Source organism: Cellulomonas sp. Marseille-Q8402 (assembly GCF_965119525.1).
Genome location: NZ_CBCPLX010000001.1, coordinates 616,087 through 633,075 on the forward strand (window position 1 = coordinate 616,087; position 16,989 = coordinate 633,075).

A 16,989-nucleotide genomic window follows, 5' to 3' on the forward strand; every position below is an offset into this window, starting at 1 on the left:
TCGGGGCACGTCGCGAGCCTAGGCGCGGCTCGGCGCCGTCGCACGACCCGAAGGCCGGGACGGTCCGGCCGGAACAGCCGCCGAGCCCCGGGCCTCCTCGCCGGTGAGGGCGCAGAAACCTGCGGACATCCGTCGCAAGTCGCCCGGGTTCGTGCACCCTCGGCGTGAGGTGCGGGCGGGTGCGGGCGGGGCGGTGAGCCGCTTCACCCCGTGGTCAGCGCGGTCAGGCCCTGGAGCTCGAGGACCGTGGAGCGGATCGCCGCCGCCGGGACCGTGCCGCCCGCGGCGAGGGCGGCGGCGACGGTCGCCGGCACGTCGGGGTCCGAGCACAGCACGACCGGCGCGTCCGCGGCCGACGTCGGCAGCCGGCCGTGGCTGCCGCGGACGTACCCGGGGTCGAGGGGCGTGGTCCGCATCGCGTACCGCAGGCCGAGCCGCTTGCGCACCAGGTTGAGCCCGGCGCGCGCCCTCGCCAGCCGGTCCGCCGGGTCGAAGAACAGCTCGGCCGGGTCGTACCCGGGCTTGCGGTGGATGTCGACGCCTCGCGCGTAGTCGGGCGCGACCTCGTCGTCGAGCCAGAAGTAGTACGTGAACCACGCGCCGGGCTCGGCGACCACGACGAGCTCGCCGGACCGCTCGTGGTCCAGGCCGTACCGGGCCTGGGCGGCGCGGTCGAGTACCTCGTCGACGCCCGGGACGGCACGCAGCAGGTCCGCGACGCGCGGCACGTCGGCCGCGTCGGCCACGTAGACGTGCGCGACCTGGTGGTCCGCGACGGCGAACGCGCGCGAGGTCCACGGGTCCAGCTGCTCCCCGTTGGCCTGCCGGTACACGTGCAGCAGCCCCTCCTCCCGCAGCAGGCGGTTGAGGTGCACGGGCCGGTCGGCGGGCTCGATGCCGTACTCGGACACGGCGAGCACCGTGGTGCCGCTCGCCTCGGCGTCGTCGAGCAGCGGGGTCAGCGCGACGTCCAGCCGGGCGGCCGCGGCGTCGGCGCGCGGGTCGAGCGGACCGTACCGCTGCAGGTCGTAGTCCAGGTGCGGGACGTACGCCATCGTCAGGTCGGGCCGCTGCTCGGCCATCAGGTGCCGGGTCGCGCCCACGATCCACTCGCTGGAGGCGATCGACGCGGTCGGGCCCCAGTACTGGAACAGCGGGAACTCGCCCAGCCGGGCCACGAGGTCGTCGTGCAGGGCCGGCGGGCGGACGTACGCGTCCGGGGACTTGCGCCCGTCGGCGTGGTAGACGGGGCGCGGGGTGACGGTGACGTCGGTGGACATGCCCATCGCGTACCACCAGCACACGTTCACGGCGGTGTAGCCGGGCTGGGCGCGGCGGGCGGTCTCCCAGACCTTCTCCCCCGCGACCAGGCGGTTGTGCTGGCGCCACAGGTGCACCTCGCCGAGGTCGCGGAAGTACCAGCCGTTGCCGACCACGCCGTGCTGCGCCGGGGCCAGGCCCGTGAGCATCGTCGACTGCACGGAGCAGGTGACGGCGGGCAGCACGGTCCGCAGCCCGGCCTGCCAGCCGTTGGCGGCCAGCCGGGACAGGCGCGGCATGTGCGCCAGGGCACGCGGGGTGAGCCCGACGACGTCGAGCAGCAGCAGCGGGGTGGTCATGCGGTCCTCCGGGAGACGTCCAGGGCGCCGGGCAGGTCCTCGTCCCACCACGAGCGCAGGTCCAGGTGGTCGACGGCCCAGCGCAGCTCGGCGGCGATGCCGGCGACCAGGTCGTCGGCGGCGCGGGCCGCGAGGTCGCCGGGCAGGACGGACCAGGTGTAGGTCTCGACGTCGAGGTGCGCCTCGTCGCCGTGCGGGCCGCGCAGCACGGCGGTGACGGCGTCCCGCAGCACGTCGGTGGTGGCGGCCAGGGGCGCGGCGGGCCGGTGGTGCAGCGGGACGTGGACGTGCACCCGCCACGGGCCCGCGGACGGCAGGTCGGTCAACGCCTCGGGCAGGTCGTCGGCGGGGTGCACGGTGCCGCCGCTGTGCTCGCGCACCTGGTGCAGGTACCGCTGCTCGGCGAACCGGGCGACGGCGGCCCGCGCTCCCGGGTCGGCGGGGTCGGCGACGTGCAGGGCGGCGGAGGCCTGCACCTTGACCACGCGCAGCCCCGCCTGCCGGATGCGCCGCACGGCGGCGACCGGGTCGGCGAAGGACACCGCGAGGTGGCACGTGTCGAGGCAGACGCCGACGTGCTCGGGGTCGATGCGCCCGGAGCCGGTGCCGAGGCGGTCGCCGAGCCAGCCGGCGACGTCGTCGACCGTGTCGAGCACGCAGCCGGGCTCGGGCTCGACGGCCAGCCGCACGGTGCGGCCGGTGCGGGCGGCGAGGTCCCGCAGCCCGGCGGACACGTCCGCGAGCGCCACGGTGGCCGCCGCGTCGTCCGCGGGGGTCCAGGGCTCGCGCCAGGCGAGCGGGAGGGTCGAGATCGACCCGTCGACGCCGTCCGGCAGCAGGTCGGCGAGCACCTCGGCGCAGGCGAGGGTGTAGGCGGCGCGGGCGGGCTCGGCCCACGTGGGCCGGTAGACGGCGTGCTTGACGACGTCGGCGTGGAACCCCCCGTAGGGGAAGGCGTTGAGGGTGTGCACGGTGAGCCGCTGCGCCGCCAGGGCGTCCCGGAGCCGGGCGCGGTCGGCGGGGCTCGCGGCGAGGCGGTGCGCGAGGCCGGCAGGCAGCCAGAGCCCGACGCCGAGGGTGTCCAGCCCGGCGGCAACACGGACGGGACCGGCGTACCGGGCGAGCTGCTCCAGCACCCCGTCCAGGTCCTCGGCGGGGTGGACGTTGGTGCAGTAGGACAGCGGCATCCCCGTCATGCGCGGACCCCGCGCAGCACGGAGGAGCCCTCGAAGGTCGCGGGCGCGGGGACCTCGCCCGGGACGAACCCGGGCACCGGGTCGAGCAGGAGGTTGCCGGACTGGCCGTAGAACGCGACGGGGTTGCGCCACAGCACCTGGTCGACGTCGTCCTCGGAGAAGCCGGCCTCGAGCATCGTCATCCCGGTGCGCCAGGTCTTGAGGGGGTCGGAGCGGCCCCAGTCGGCGGCGGAGTTCACGATCATCCGGTCGGTGCCGTACTGCCGCAGCAGGGCGACCATGCGGGCCTCGTCCATCTTGGTGTCGGGGTAGATGGAGAACCCCGCCCAGGCTCCCGCGTCCCGCACGGCGGCGACCGTGGTCTCGTTGAGGTGGTCGACCAGCACGCGCTCGGGTGCGAGCCCGGACTCGCGCACGACGTCCAGCGTCCGGGCGGTCCCGGCCTGCTTGTCCCGGTGGGGCGTGTGCACGAGCACCGGCAGGTCGGCGTCGTCGGCCATCGCGAGCTGCTGGGCGAAGACGTCGTCCTCCTCGGGGGTCATGGCGTCGTAGCCGAGCTCGCCGACGGCGACCACGCCGTCCTTGGTGAGGTAGCGCGGCAGCAGGTCGAGGACCTCGCGGCAGCGCGGGTCGTTGGCCTCCTTCGGGTTGAGGCCGATGGTCGCGTGGTGCCGGATGCCGAACTGCGCAGCCCGGAACCGCTCCCACCCCAGCAGGGCGTCGAAGTAGTCGCGGAACGAGCCGACGCTCGTGCGGGGCTGGCCGAGCCAGAACGCGGGCTCGACGACGGCGCGCACCCCGGCGGCGTACATCGCCTCGTAGTCGTCGGTGGTGCGGCTGGTCATGTGCACGTGCGGGTCGAAGATGCGCATCGCGGGGCTCCTGGTTCGGGTCGGGGGGTCAGCGGGCGGAGACGCGCGCCAGGTCCGCGGGGACGGGGCGGCCGGCGGCGCGGCGCTCGGCGGCGAGGTCCCCGGCCATCCGGGCGAGCTCGGCGTCGGCGCGGTCGGTGAGCCCGGCGACGGCGTCGAGGCTGGTGCCCTGGAACACGAGCTTGACGACGGCGTGCCGCCAGGTGTGCTGGTCGAGGTACGCGGCGGCGAACGGACCGACCGCCGCGGCCACGAGCGAGGTGTCGTTGGCGCGCAGCGCGTCGGCGGCCAGGTCGCGGCCGACCGCCACCAGCGGCCCGGGCAGCGCGGCTCCCCCGGCCGCCGCGGTCAGTGCGTCGAGGCCGCGCAGGACGCCCCGGCGCTCGGCGGTGTCGCCGTCCCGGTACAGGGCGACCAGGTGGTCCGCGAGCGCCTGGGCGTCGCCGCCGTGGGTGCGATCCAGCTCCAGGACGACGGCGGCGCGTGCGGCGTCGTCCACCGTGCCGTGCACCACCCCGGCCGGGTCGGTGGCGGGGCGCAGGGGGTCCCGGCCGACGCGGCGCCCGGCCAGCGGGAGCACGCGGTCGGCGGCGCGGGGGTCGCGCCGGACCTCGGCGAGGGCGTCGGCGAGCCACCCGGTGTGCGGGGCCCGGGCCGCGGCCACCACGGCGGTGAGCGGGGCGGCGGGCGGGGCGGCGGACGGGGCGGCGGACGGGGTGAGCGGGGCGGGTGGTGTCGCCGGCACGTGCGGTGCGGCGGGGTCGGACGACGTCGTCGGCGTCACGGTGGTCTCCCTCGGTCAGGGGTGGTCAGGGGTGGTCAGCGGGTCAGCGGGCGGGTAGGGGTGCGTGCGCGGCCCAGGCGTGCCGGATCGCCGCCGCCGCGCTGCGGACCTGGTGCGGGGCGTCCCAGGAGTGCCGGGGCAGCTCGACGGTGACGATCCCGGCGTAGCCGTCGGACACGCGCCGGGCGAGGGCGGTGAGGGCGCCGGGCAGGTCCAGGTCGCCCGCGCCGAACGGCAGGTGCTCGTGGTGCGTGCGGGGCATGTCGTCGAGCTGCACGTGGGCGAGGTGCGGTCCGGCGGCGTCCAGGGCGCCGTCCACGCCGCCCGGCTCGACCACCAGGCAGTGCCCGACGTCGACGGTCAGCCCCAGGGCGGCCGGCGAGCCGAGGTCGGCGTGCAGCCGGAGGGCGTCGCCGACGGTCTCGACGAGCATCCCCGGCTCGGGCTCCAGCGCGAGGCGCACCCCGTGGTCGGCGGCGTGCGCGACCAGCCCGGGGAGGCGGGCCCGCAGCCGGTCCCGTCCGGCCTCGGGCGGGGTGCCCGCGGGCAGCACGCCGGAGAACAGCTGCACCACGGGCGCGCCGAGCCCGGCGGCGACCTCGACCGCGCGGCGCAGGTACGCGAGCCGGGGCGCGGCCTCCGGGTCCACGAGGGCCGGGGCGTGCTTGTGCCGCGGGTCCAGCAGGTAGCGGGTGCCGGTCTCGACGACGACCCGCAGTCCGCGGCCGTCGTGGGCCCGGGCGAGCCGGTCCCGGAGCGCACGGACCTGCGACGCGGGCGCCGAGGGGTCCAGGTGCGGGAACCCGAGGGTCAGCGCGACCCCGTCGTACCCGGACTCCTCGAGCAAGTCGAGCGCCACGTCGAGCGGGTGGTCGCCGAGGCCGTTGGTGCCGTAGCCGAGCGGGAACGGCAGCGGGCTCTTCTGGCTCCCCTGGCCCCCCTGCGCCCCGGTCACGTCTCGCTCACCGCCCGGGAGCCCGCGCGCCGGCGCAGCACCGTCCCGGCCGCGGCGACGGCCCCCAGCACGGCCGCGGCCACCGGGTGCCCGGCGCGGGCGGCCCAGGCGGCCTGCAGCGGCACCATCGCGCGGATGCCGGCACCGGTCGCCGCGCGTGCGGCCGGGGCGTCCGGGGTGGTCGCGGCGTGGACCTGCGCGGGCAGGCAGGTCGCGAGGTAGGTGCCGGTGGCGAGCACCGTGCCGGCGGCGGCCCCGCGCCGCGCCCCCGCGAGCGCCCCGGCGGCCACGGTCACCGACGCGGCCGCGACCGCTCCGGCGACGGCGCGGGTCGTCCCGTGCACCTCTCCGCGGGACAGCACCGTCACGCCGGCGGTGTGCACGGCCAGGGCGGCCGCCGCGGGTGCGGCGGCGCGCAGGTGCCCCGCCCCCGCGCCGAGCAGCACGTCGAGGCCCCGGCAGGCCGCCATCGCGACCGGGCCCGCCGGCGTCTCCTTGAGCCGCGCGTCGTACAGCCACACGCACGCGGCCAGCGGCACGGCGACGGCGAACGACCGCCGGCCACCGCCCGCCGCCGCGAGCGCGAGCCCCGCCGCCCCCAGCCCGGCGGCCACGCCCAGCGCGTACCCCGGTGCGACCCGGCCGGACGGGATCGGCCGCTCGGGGCGCTCGACGGCGTCGAGGTCCCGGTCGGCCCAGTCGTTCAGCGCCATCCCGCCCGCGTACAGGCAGGCGGACGCCAGCGGGAGCAGCGCCCGCCGGCCGGTGAGGCGGTGCCCGGCGGCGGTCGCCCCGGCGACGGTGTCGCCCAGCACGGTCAGCACGGCGGGTGCGCGGACCAGCTCGAGGTGGTCCCGGGCCGAGGGCCGCGCGGCCGGACCCGCCACCAGCCCGGGGAGCGTCGCCGTCACGCGCGCCCCAGCCGGCCGGCCCAGCCGACGAGGTCGCGCGCCTGGTCCGCGGCGGCGTGCCGGTCGGAGCCCCACGGGTCCTTGAAGAAGAACCCGAGCTCGGGCACCACCCCGCCGACGCCGGCGGCGTGCGCGAGGGCGAGCAGCCGGGCCAGGTCGAGCACCATCGGGGCGGCGAGCATGGAGTCGTACGCGGACCACGTGGTCTGCAGCGTGAGGCGCGAGCCGAGGAAGCCCTGGGCGTGCACGTGGTCCCACGCCACCTTGACGTCGCCGAGGTCCGGCACGTGGTCGATGTGCAGCGGCGTGACGTCCGAGCCGGTGAGGTCCTGCAGCCCGCGCGTCTTCGAGGCGAGCTTGGAGCGCACGGCCGCGGGGTCGGCGAGGGTCGCCCCGTCGCCGCCGCCGAGCAGGTTGGTGCCCGCCCAGGACAGCACCCGCAGCCCGCGGTCGGTGAACGCGGGGGCGAGCACGGTGCGCAGCCAGGTCTGCCCGGTCTTGCCGTCCTGCCCCGTGACGGGCACGCCGTGCTCGCGCGCCAGGCGCTGCAGGGCGGGCAGCCCCATCCCCGCCGACGGCGTGAACCCGGCGTAGGCGGCTCCGGCCAGCACCGCGGCGAGCGCGGTGACCGAGGACGGCGGCAGCACCGTGCGGCCCGGCTCCCGCACGGCGGCCGCCAGCGCCACCGGGTCCGTGTGCTCGGGGACGGGCTCGACGGGCGGCTCCGTGGACGACACGTCGACCACCACCACCCGCGCCAGGGCGTGCCGCTCGGCGAACCCGGTGATGTCCGCGGCCAGCTGCTCGGCGACCTGCTGCTGGGTGCGGCCCGGCGGGAGGTCGCCACGGTGCCCCGGCCGGACCTCGGCGTCGGCGGCGTCGAGGGCCGCCGCGGTCGCGGCGAGCAGCGGCGCGGGGATCATCCCGGCGTCCACCAGCGCCTCGGCGCGCTTGGTCATCGACACGTCGCTGACGTCGTGCCCGCCGACCACCAGGTCGCCCCAGGTCGGCATCGGCAGCCCGGCGAACGCGTCGCCCGCGGTGACGCAGCCCTCGGCGCCGGCGTGCCCGCCCGCGAGGGCGGCGAGGCCCAGGGCCGCGGTGGTGCCGACCGAGCCCCGCGCGCCGACCAGCCAGAGGCCGGTGCGGGCGCGGGCGTCGGCGGTCACGCGCGGTCCTTCGAGCTGAACGCGGCGTCGAAAGCCGCGTCGGGGGCGTCGAACGCCAGGCGCCGCACGAACGCCAGGGCCTCGGGGGCGCCCTGCAGCCGGTCCATGCCGGCGTCCTCCCACTCGACCGAGATGGGCCCGGTGTACCCGATGGTGTTGAGCACCCGGAACGCGTCCTCCCACGGCACGTCGCCGTGGCCGGTCGAGATGAAGTCCCACCCGCGGCGGGGGTCCGCCCAGGGCAGGTGCGAGCCGAGCCGGCCGTTGCGGCCGTTGTGCATCCGCTTCTTCGTGTCCTTGCAGTCCACGTGGTAGATCCGGTCGCGGAAGTCGTAGAGGAAGGCGACGGGGTCCAGGTCCTGCCAGACCATGTGGCTCGGGTCCCAGTTGAGCCCGAACGCCTCGCGGTGGCCGATCGCCTCCAGCGTCCGGACGGTCGTCCAGTAGTCGTAGGCGATCTCGCTGGGGTGCACCTCGTGCGCGAACCGCACGCCCACCTCGTCGAACACGTCGAGGACGGGGTTCCACCGGTCGGCGAAGTCCTGGTACCCGGCGTCGATCACGGCGGCCGGCACCGGCGGGAACATCGCGACGTACTTCCAGATGGACGAGCCGGTGAACCCGACGACGGTGTCGACGCCGAGCTTCGCCGCCAGGCGCGCGGTGTGCTGCATCTCCTCCGCCGCGCGCTGCCGCACGCCCTCGGGGTCGCCGTCGCCCCAGACGTGCGCGGACAGCATGTCCTGGTGCCGGAAGTCGATCGGGTCGTCGCAGACGGCCTGGCCCTTGAGGTGGTTCGAGATGGCCCAGACCTTCAGGCCGTACCGGTCGAGGACCTCGAGGCGGCCGGCGACGTAGGCGTCGTCGTCCCAGCGCCACGGGTCCAGGTGGTCGCCCCAGCAGGCGATCTCGAGGCCGTCGTAGCCCCACTCGGACGCGAGCCGGGCGACCTCCTCGAACGGCAGGTCGGCCCACTGGCCGGTGAACAGGGTGATCGGGCGTGCCATGGTGCGTCTCCTCGTCGAGAGCGGTGGTGCGGTAGTCGATGCTGCGGGCCGCGCGGTCGCGGCGGCAAGGGCGGGGATGCGGGTCAGGTCATGTCGGTCGCCTCGGGTCCCTGCGGGCGGCCGAGCGCGGCGGCGACGGCGGCGTCCACCGCGCGCTGCTGCCGGGCGGCGCGGCGGTGGCCCGCGCGCACGCGCAGCGCGACCAGCACGCCGAGCAGGACCAGCGCCGCGAGCACCGCCCACGGGACGGCCCAGGCGGCGGCGGTGGCGACGACGCCCGGCACCAGCGGGTTCTCGGCGGCCTCGGCGGCACCCGGGAGGGCGACGACCTCGCCGCCCAGCGCCACGCGGGCGGTGGTGCGGACCAGCGGCCACACCCCGTCGACGACGACCGAGCGCTGCACGGAGGCGCCGGGGATGAGCTCGGGGACGTCGACGGCCGCGGCGCGGGCCCGGCCGAGACCCATCAGGCCGGAGATCTGCACCTGCTCGGCGGGGGCGACGCGCGCGTTCCCGGTGTTGGTCACGGTGAACGACACCGTCGCGGAGCCCGGGGTCACCGGGTTGCCGCCGGCCTCGTAGTCGACGCGCACGTCGGTGACGGCGATGGCCGGCACGAGGTCGCCGCTGACCCGCACGTGCATCCGCGAGCCGAGCCGCCGGTCGACCGTCACGCCCTCGGCGTTCGCGACCAGCAGGCTGGACACGACGCCCGCGGCGTAGTCCCCGGGCTGGGCATCGGCGGGGACGGTCACGGTGAACGGGACCTCGACCGACGCGTCGGGCTGCACGACCACCTCGGGGGTGGCGACGGCCACCCAGGAGCCCAGCGCGGTCGACTCCTCCCCCGCCTCCAGCACGTCGAGCGTCCCGTCCGGGGTCAGGAAGCCGTCGGCGGCGTACACGTCGAGGGCGAGCGGGGCGTCGCCGCGGTTGGTCACGACCAGCGCGTCGGACAGCGTGCCGCCCGGGGGCAGCGTGTACGCGAAGTTGGGGCGCTCGGCGCCGTGCACCGTGTCCGCCGGGCGCACGCCCCAGGAGACCTGCGTGGAGGACTCGGGCGGCGCGGCAGCGGCGGCGGCGGCCGGTGCGCCCAGGAGGGCGGTCACGGCCAGCACGCCGAGGGCGCCGACGGCACCCACGGCAGCGCGCGTGCTCCGGGTGCTGCGGGCGGACGGGACGCGGATCAGGGTCACGGCGAGGCCTCCGTGGTCGACGGTGACGGTGGAGAGGTCGAGGCTGCGGTGCTCGGGTGGGTGCCCCCGCCCGCCCACGACGAGGAGCGGGCGGGCGGGGACGTCGGTGGTCAGCTGAGCGCGGTGAGCGTCAGCGTCGCGGTGTACGTGCCCGACGGGGAGTCGAGCGGGAGCTGCAGGTCGAGGTCGGCGCCGACCAGGGACGAGCCGCGGGCGTGCCCGGTCTCGGCCTCGGCGAGCGTGCGGGCCACGGACAGCCCGTCGCCCTCCTCGAACCCGGACGGCACGGGGGGCCCGGCCACGGCGTCGCCGCCGTTCTCGAGCACCTCGGGCGTCCAGCCCAGGTACTTCGACGACAGGGTCTGGCCCCCGGCGGCGAAGTCGCTGACCTGCGCGGTGATCGACCACTCGGGGTCGCCCGCCCGGGTGTCCTGCACCCGGACCGGGACGAGCTCGCCCGTGGCCTGGTACCGGTCCTCGAGCTCCTCGGCGACGCCGAGGTTCACCAGGCCGGAGGAGCCCTCCAGGGACCAGGTGAGCTCGCCGGCCCGCTGCTCCGGGACGGTGACGGCGAGGGCCTGGTCGCCCCCGGCCACCGCACCCGGCGCGTCGCCGGTGTGGTCGCCCTCGACGCCGCCCGCGGTGTTGCCCGGCCCGAAGGCCGCCAGCGGGTCGTTGTCCGCGAGCCGCACGGTGCCGAGCACCGTGGTGCCCGCGACCCGGAGGTTCGCGGTGTTGCCGGTGAGGGTGAGGTCGCCGCCGACGGTGTTGCCCCAGGTGTCGGCCTCGCCGGTCGCCGTCGAGCCGATCAGCACGTCCCGGCTGCTGCCGGTCACGCTGAGCCCGCCGCCGACGACCGCGCCGGCCACGTTCGCGCCCCAGGCCGAGTCGGCGATGGAGACGTCGCCGCCGACGCCCGTCTGGAGCAGGTCGACGTAGGTCGCCGCCTGCGTGGTGACGCCGCCGGTGACGTCCGAGCCGGTGATCTCCACGTCCAGACCGCCGGCCGCGACGCTGCCGCCCACCGCCAGGTCGTTCAGGTAGAGGAACCCGACCCGGGACCCGGTGGTGTAGGCGCTGACGTCGCCGTCGACCCGGGTGCCGTCCAGCAGGACGCCGTAGGGGTCGGTGGCGACGACGTCGCCCGTGACGGTCACGGAGGTCGCGTCGAGCCAGGCGTCCTCCCCGACCGTGATGCTGCCCTCGACCGTCGCGCCGGCCAGCACGCAGCTGGCGCCGGCCGGGACGACGAGGTCCCCGCTGATCACCTGGTCGCCCAGGTCCGTGGTGCAGTCGACCGAGGCCGCCTGCGCCACCGTCGCCCCGACGGCGACCAGCCCGAACGCGCCCACGAGCGCGGCCGGGACCGAGTAGATCCGCTTCATGTCCGTCTCTCCGTGATCTCGAGGGCTCAGCCGCGCAGGGCGGCGATGGCGTCGTAGCTGCGGTCGGCGTTGCCGAGCGAGTTCAGCGGGTTCGGGGGCACGGCGGTGCTGGACGCGTTGTCCTGCTCGTAGAGCCCGAAGTGCTGGCCGCGGGTGCGCAGCTGGGACAGGAACTGCTGGTAGGGCAGGTCGCCGGCGCCGAACTCGATGATGTCGTAGCCGTTGGCGCTGGCCTCGTTGGCCTTGCCGTCCTTGAGGTGCAGCAGCGGGTAGCGCCGCGGGTTGCGCAGGACGTAGTCGACCGGCTCGAACCCCGGGTACTTGTGCTGCCCGACGTACGCCCAGTAGATGTCCATCTCCAGGTAGACCAGGTCCGGGTCCGTGTTGTCGTAGAACACGTCGTAGAGCCGGACCGACGGGTCGACCGGGTCGAACCGGAACTCGCCGTCGTGGTTGTGCTGGTAGAGCTTGAGGCCGGCCGCCTTGACCTGCGCGCCCCAGCCGTTCCACTCCTCCGCGGCGGCCAGGTAGCCCTCCTTGGTGGCGGTGCCCGTGGGGGCGTTGCCGGTGCCGAGGTGCGGCATGCCGAGGGTGTGGGCGATGTCGATCTGGTTGGCCAGGTCGGTGCGCAGCAGGTTGGTGCCCACGTGCGTCCCGACCGCCTTGAGGCCGTTGTCGTCGAGCAGGGTGCGGATCTCCGCCGGGGTGATGGGCCCGACGTTGCCCTGCGTGTAGCCGGCGAACTCCACCTCGGCGTAGCCGATCCGGCCCAGCTCCTCGAACACGGCCCGGAAGCCGAGCGAGCTGACCTTGTCGCGGATCGTGAACAGCTGGATGCCGATGCGGTTGGCCGGGACCAGGCGGGTGCGCCCGGTGCCCGGCGCTGCTGCGGGCAGCGGCCCCGCGGCGCCCGCGGCCGGGGCGCCGAGGGCGGTGCCGACGCCCACCGCCACCGTGGAGGCGGCGAGCGCCTTCATCAGGGACCGCCGGCTCATCGGCCGGTCGGGCAGGGATGCGTGCTGGTGCGTGCTCATGTCTCTCCTTCGAGACGGCCGGCGGCCCGGGTGTCCCGGGCCGCCGGCGCGCGGTCAGCTGCGGACGGTGAGGGTGGTGCTGGTGGTGCTGCCTGCGATGCCGGCCGTGCCGCCGTAGGCGACGTCGACCTTGTAGGTGCCCTCGGGCAGGCGCCCGAGGGAGACGACGCTCGCGCCGGTGGCGTCGAGGGTCCCGGTGACGGTGGCGACCACCGCGTTGTTGCGCTTGACCGTGACGGTGACGTCCCCGGTGGGGACGGCGCCGCTGGCCGAGGCCACCTGCACCGTCGCCTTGGCGGCGACGGCCGGCTTGACCGGGTTCGGCGACACCGTGGCGGTCGTGGTGGACGTGGTGCGGGCCACCGTGATCCGGACCGTGCCGGAGGACGGCTTGAACACCTCGCCGCCGACGAAGGACGCGGTCACCGTGTGGGTGCCCACCCCCAGCGCCGGGTCGAGCGCGACGGACGCCGTGCCGTCGGCGCCGAGCGTGCCGCGGCCGACCTCCGTCTCGCCGACCGTGAGCACGACCTCACCGGCAGCGGTCTGGTCGCCCGCCGCCACGGCGACGGTCACTGCACCCGGGGCGCCGTACGGCACCCGCGCCGCGGCCACCGTGGCCGTGGTGGTGGTGTCGACGGTGGGCTCCTCGGGGGCGGCCAGGTCGATCGTGAACGACGCGGTGCCCACGGCGGACACCAGACCGGCGGTGTCCGTGGCGCGGTACTGCAGCGCGTACGTGCCGTTCTCGGAGAACGTCACGCCGTACTGCTGGTTGGCGGCCAGGTTGACCCAGGTGGCGCCGCCGTCGCGCGAGTACTGCACGCTGGCCAGCGCCCCGTTGTCCGCGGGCTGCACGGCGAACCGCACCGGCGCGGTGTAGACGCCGCCGACGCCGGTGGGCGCCGCCGGGGCCAGGGTGTGCGCGACCGTCGGTGCCGTGACGTCGGCAGCGCCGGCGCCCGTCATCGTGATCGCGTCCACGGCCAGGTCGTCCGCCGAGGTGACGAACAGCTCGCCGGTGCCCTCGGGGGCGTCGAACGTGAGCGCGACGTCCTTCCACCCGGCGCCCGCCGGGATCGCGGCGGTGGCGAACGGTGCCGCGTCGGCGGCGCCCCAGCGGAGCTGGACCTGCCCGCCGCCGTTGGCCCGCACGACGGCCCCGTCGATCCCGGCGAAGTTCACCGGGCCGTACCGCAGGCTGTCCCCCGTGCCGAGACCCCGGACGGCGTTGCCGCCGAGCGCGGACTCGTCGGCGTAGACCGTCACACCGGTGCGGGTGGCGTGCTCCGCCTGCTGCTCCTTCGGGTTCAGGCGGACCGTGGCCTCGCCCGTCGCCGCCGGCAGGCCGTTGGCGCCCGCGTCGCGGTAGGTGACCACGACCGCGCCGTACAGCAGCGCGCCCGGGCCGTGCTCCGGCGAGTTGGCGTCCGTCTTCCAGGCGCCCGTGCAGCCCGTGCCCGAGACCTCCGGGTGGGCGTGCTCGTCGTGACCCAGTCCGTAGGTCCAGGACACGCGGGAGCAGACGGTCTCGGTCCCGTCCTCGGCGTCGGACGTGGTCACCCGGTACGGGATCGCGTCGCCCCACTGGAAGAACGCCCCGTCACCCGGGAAGGCGACCGTGACCTCGGGCGCCTGGTTGCCGACCGAGATGGTGCGCGAGGTGAGCGTGAACTTGCCCTCGGCGTCCGTCACCCGCAGCCGTGCCGCGTAGGCCGCGATGCTGGTGTAGGTGTGCTCGGCCGTCACGCCGGTGGCGTCGAACGTCCCGTTGCCGTCGAAGTCCCACTCGTAGGTGAGCGCCGCGCCCTCGGGGTCGGACGAGCCGGAGGCGTCGAACTCCACCGTGAGCGGGGCGGACGACGAGGACGTCGGGGTCGCCGTGAACGAGGCCCGCGGGGCCTTGTTGCCCTCGGCGTAGGCGATCCGGTACAGCCCCGCGTCGGGGTTGGCCCGGAAGAAGCCGTCGCCGTAGTCCAGCACGTACATCGACCCGTCCGGACCGAACTCGATGTCCATCGGGTTGTCGATCGGCGGCCAGCCACCGGCGGTGATCGCCGCGTTCGGCGTGACGTCCTCGATGTGCGTGACGTCGAACGCGTCCCAGTCGACCGTGAACGCCGCGATGTAGTCCTGCGAGAACTCGCCGAAGAACGCCTTGCCCTCCCAGTACGCCGGCCAGGCGTCCGGTCCGGCGTCGGCGGGCCGGTGGTAGACCGGGCCGCCCATCGGGCCCTGGCCGGTGCCGGTGCCGAAGCTCACGAGCTCGGGCCACGGCTGGTCGCCGACGGCGTCCCCGTAGTAGAGGGTGGCCGGGCGCGCAGGGGGCAGGTCCACCAGGCCGGTGTTCCACCGGGACTCGTTCTTCAGGTTCGCCGGGTCGAAGAACGCTCCCGGCGTGCCCGTGGCGAAGTCCCAGTCGTTGTAGGCGAAGTTGTCGCCGGTCACGTACGGCCAGCCCGAGTTGTGCGGGTCGTCCAGGCCGACCGCGTTCCACTCGACCAGGCCCATCGGGCCGCGGCCGGCGGTCGCGGCGGCGGCGGACGTGGCGTCCGGGCCGTAGTCGCCCCAGGTGAGCGAGCTCGTCTCCGGGTCGACGTCCAGCTTGAACGGGTTCCGCACGCCCATCACGAAGATCTCCGGGCGGGTGTTCGCGGTGCCCTCGGGGAACAGGTTCCCCTCCGGGATCGTGTACGAGCCGTCCTCCTCGACGTGGATCCGCAGGATCTTGCCGCGCAGGTCGTTCGTGTTGCCGGCGCCACGACGCGAGTCGAAGCCGGGGTTCATGCCGGGCGCGTCGTTGTTCGGCGCGAACCCGTTGGCGCCCGGCGTGCCGGCCGGCGTGTTGTCGCCGGTGCCCAGGTACAGGTTGCCGTCGGCGTCCCAGTCGAAGTCGGCGCCCACGTGGCAGCACTGCCCGCGCTGGACCTCGACGTCGAGGATCTTCTGCTCCGAGGCCAGGTCGAGGCCGTCGCCGGTCCACTGGAACCGCGACAGGCGGTTCACGCCCTTCCACTGGTCCCAGTAGGACTCGTCGGCACCGGCGGGCAGGGTGTTCGGTGCCGCGCCCGCCGGGGTGTTCCCGGGCGGTGCGTACACCAGGTACACCCAGCCGTTCTCCTCGAAGTCGGGGTCGAGCCCGACGGACTGCAGACCGTCCTCCGAGTTGGCGTACACGGGGATCGTGTTGGTGATCCGGGTGACGCCCGTGCTCGGGTCGGTGAGGCGCACGTCGCCGTTGCGGGCGGTGTGCAGCACCCGGCCGTCGGGCAGCACCGCCAGGTCCAGCGGCTCCCCCACGTCCTTGGTGAGGGTGGTCTTCTCGTAGTTGCTCCAGTCGAGCGCGGCCTCTGCGCCGGGCTCGGCTCCGTGGTCCACGCCGTCGTGGGCCAGAGCAGGTCCGGCGCCGAGCGCCAGCCCGCTCGCGGTGAGCACCCAGGCGAGGGTGAAACCCACCGATCTCCGGCCGCGGTGCGACCGCGGCTGCGTACGATTCATGAGTGATGCAGCTCCTTACGGGATCTCGTCACAGAGGTCGGGTTCTGCGTCGTCCCCACGAATGCCGGGACCCGACCTCCTGCGTGACCGGCGTCGTCGCCGGCCGTGGCGCAGGTCCCCACCTCCCCTCGAGCGGTGAGCCGTCACGTGCTGCCTGCTGTGGTGCGTCTGGTGCTGTGGTGCACCGGGGGCACCGCCGGGCGCTCAGCCCAGCGGCACCCACCGGCTGTCGTCGGCCGCGCTGCGCTCCACGGCGTCGAGCACCCGCTGGACCGCCAGGCCGTCGGCGAACGACGGCGCCGGGTCCCTGCCCGCGGCGATGGCTCCCACCAGGTCGACGACCTGGTGGGTGAACGCGTGCTCGTAGCCCAGCCCGTGGCCGGCCGGCCACCACTGGGCGATGTAGGCGTGCTGCGGCTCCGTCACGACGATCCGGCGGAACCCCGCGGTGGCGGCGTCCTCCTGGGCGTCGTAGAAGTGCAGGACGTTCATGTCCTCGAAGTCGAAGGACAGCGAGCCGCGCTCGCCGTTCACCTCGAGGCGGATGGCGTTCTTGCGGCCGGTGGCGAACCGGGTGGCCTCGAAGACGCCGAGGCCGCCGCCGGACAGCCGGCCGAGGAACACGGCGGCGTCGTCGACGGTGACGGGGCCGCGCGCCGCGTCCGGGCCGCCGGCCGTGCCGTGCAGGCCCGCGAACTCGGACGCGACGGGGCGCTCGTGCACGAAGGTCTCCAGGACCGCGGAGACGCCGGTCAGGCGCTCGCCGGTGATGAACTGCGCGAGGTCGACCGCGTGCGAGCCGATGTCGCCCAGCGCGCCGGAGCCGGCCGCCTGCTTGTCGAGCCGCCACGACAGCGGCGCCTCCGCGTCGGCCAGCCAGTCCTGCAGGTACTGCACGCGCACGTGCCGCACGGGACCGATCCGGCCGTCCGCGACCAGCTGCCGTGCGAGCTGCACCGCCGGGACCCGGCGGTAGGTGTAGCCGACCATCGACCGCACCCCGCGGGCCGCCGCGGCCTCGGCGGCGGCGACCATGGTCTCCGCCTCCGCGACCGTGTTGGCCAGCGGCTTCTCGCACAGCACGTGCTTGCCCGCCTCGAGCGCGGCGATCGCGATCTCGGCGTGGGTGTGGCCGGGCGTGCACACGTCGACCAGGTCGACGTCGTCCCGGGCCACCAGGTCATGCCACGACGTGGCGGTGTCCTGCCAGCCGAGCCGCTCCGCGGCGGACTTCACCGCGGCGGCGTCGCGGCCGCCGAGCACCCGCATGACCGGGGTGAGCGGCAGGTCGAAGAACCGCGGGGCGGTGCGCCACGCCTGCGAGTGCGCGGCGCCCATGAACGCGTACCCCACCATGCCGACG

At 75.7% G+C, this 16,989-nt stretch carries 13 protein-coding genes; all 13 read right to left on the bottom strand.

All coding sequences use genetic code 11. The annotated features are described in order from the left end of the window. Positions 1-203 precede the first annotated feature (203 nt). Positions 204-1,619, bottom strand: coding sequence for an alkaline phosphatase family protein (locus ACWPWW_RS02980; RefSeq protein WP_454048857.1), 1,416 nt, complete (start codon positions 1,617-1,619; stop codon positions 204-206). After that, a complete protein-coding gene (eboE, locus tag ACWPWW_RS02985) occupies positions 1,616-2,815 on the bottom strand; it encodes a metabolite traffic protein EboE (RefSeq protein ID WP_454048858.1) in 1,200 nt (399 codons plus the stop codon). The genes ACWPWW_RS02980 and eboE overlap by 4 nt, the downstream gene beginning before the upstream one ends. After that, positions 2,812-3,687, bottom strand: coding sequence for a TatD family hydrolase (locus ACWPWW_RS02990; RefSeq protein WP_454048859.1), 876 nt, complete (start codon positions 3,685-3,687; stop codon positions 2,812-2,814). Before ACWPWW_RS02990 ends, eboE begins: the two co-directional genes overlap by 4 nt. Before the next feature lie 28 nt (positions 3,688-3,715). Continuing rightward, entirely contained in the window at positions 3,716-4,471 is a 756-nt protein-coding gene (locus ACWPWW_RS02995) for an EboA domain-containing protein (RefSeq protein ID WP_454048860.1), read from the bottom strand. 43 nt (positions 4,472-4,514) lie between these two features. Further along, positions 4,515-5,426: a sugar phosphate isomerase/epimerase family protein gene (locus tag ACWPWW_RS03000; protein WP_454048861.1), complete on the bottom strand. Its 912-nt coding sequence runs from the start codon at positions 5,424-5,426 to the stop codon at positions 4,515-4,517. After that, the gene (locus ACWPWW_RS03005; protein WP_454048862.1) at positions 5,423-6,337 is read right to left on the bottom strand and encodes an SCO3242 family prenyltransferase; all 915 of its coding nucleotides are present in this window, start codon (positions 6,335-6,337) and stop codon (positions 5,423-5,425) included. The genes ACWPWW_RS03000 and ACWPWW_RS03005 overlap by 4 nt, the downstream gene beginning before the upstream one ends. Then, positions 6,334-7,506: an inositol-3-phosphate synthase gene (locus ACWPWW_RS03010; RefSeq protein ID WP_454048863.1), complete on the bottom strand. Its 1,173-nt coding sequence runs from the start codon at positions 7,504-7,506 to the stop codon at positions 6,334-6,336. The genes ACWPWW_RS03005 and ACWPWW_RS03010 overlap by 4 nt, the downstream gene beginning before the upstream one ends. Then, positions 7,503-8,513, bottom strand: a complete 1,011-nt coding sequence (locus ACWPWW_RS03015; protein WP_454048864.1) for a sugar phosphate isomerase/epimerase family protein — start codon at positions 8,511-8,513, stop codon at positions 7,503-7,505. Before ACWPWW_RS03015 ends, ACWPWW_RS03010 begins: the two co-directional genes overlap by 4 nt. A gap of 83 nt (positions 8,514-8,596) precedes the next feature. Then, complete coding sequence (locus ACWPWW_RS03020; RefSeq protein WP_454048865.1) at positions 8,597-9,709, bottom strand: hypothetical protein; 1,113 nt, start codon at positions 9,707-9,709, stop codon at positions 8,597-8,599. A gap of 110 nt (positions 9,710-9,819) precedes the next feature. Then, positions 9,820-11,094 carry a hypothetical protein gene (locus tag ACWPWW_RS03025; RefSeq protein ID WP_454048866.1) on the bottom strand — a complete coding sequence of 425 codons (1,275 nt, stop codon included), beginning with the start codon at positions 11,092-11,094 and terminating at the stop codon, positions 9,820-9,822. 26 nt (positions 11,095-11,120) lie between these two features. Beyond that, the gene (locus ACWPWW_RS03030) at positions 11,121-12,128 is read right to left on the bottom strand and encodes a sugar phosphate isomerase/epimerase family protein (RefSeq protein WP_454048867.1); all 1,008 of its coding nucleotides are present in this window, start codon (positions 12,126-12,128) and stop codon (positions 11,121-11,123) included. A gap of 54 nt (positions 12,129-12,182) precedes the next feature. After that, positions 12,183-15,563 (bottom strand): PQQ-dependent sugar dehydrogenase, encoded by a 3,381-nt coding sequence (locus ACWPWW_RS03035; RefSeq protein ID WP_454048868.1) that lies wholly within the window; start codon positions 15,561-15,563, stop codon positions 12,183-12,185. A 267-nt stretch (positions 15,564-15,830) separates the two neighbouring features. After that, on the bottom strand, positions 15,831-16,982 hold the full coding sequence (locus tag ACWPWW_RS03040) for a Gfo/Idh/MocA family protein (RefSeq protein ID WP_454050384.1): 1,152 nt from the start codon (positions 16,980-16,982) through the stop codon (positions 15,831-15,833). Positions 16,983-16,989: the final 7 nt, after the last annotated feature.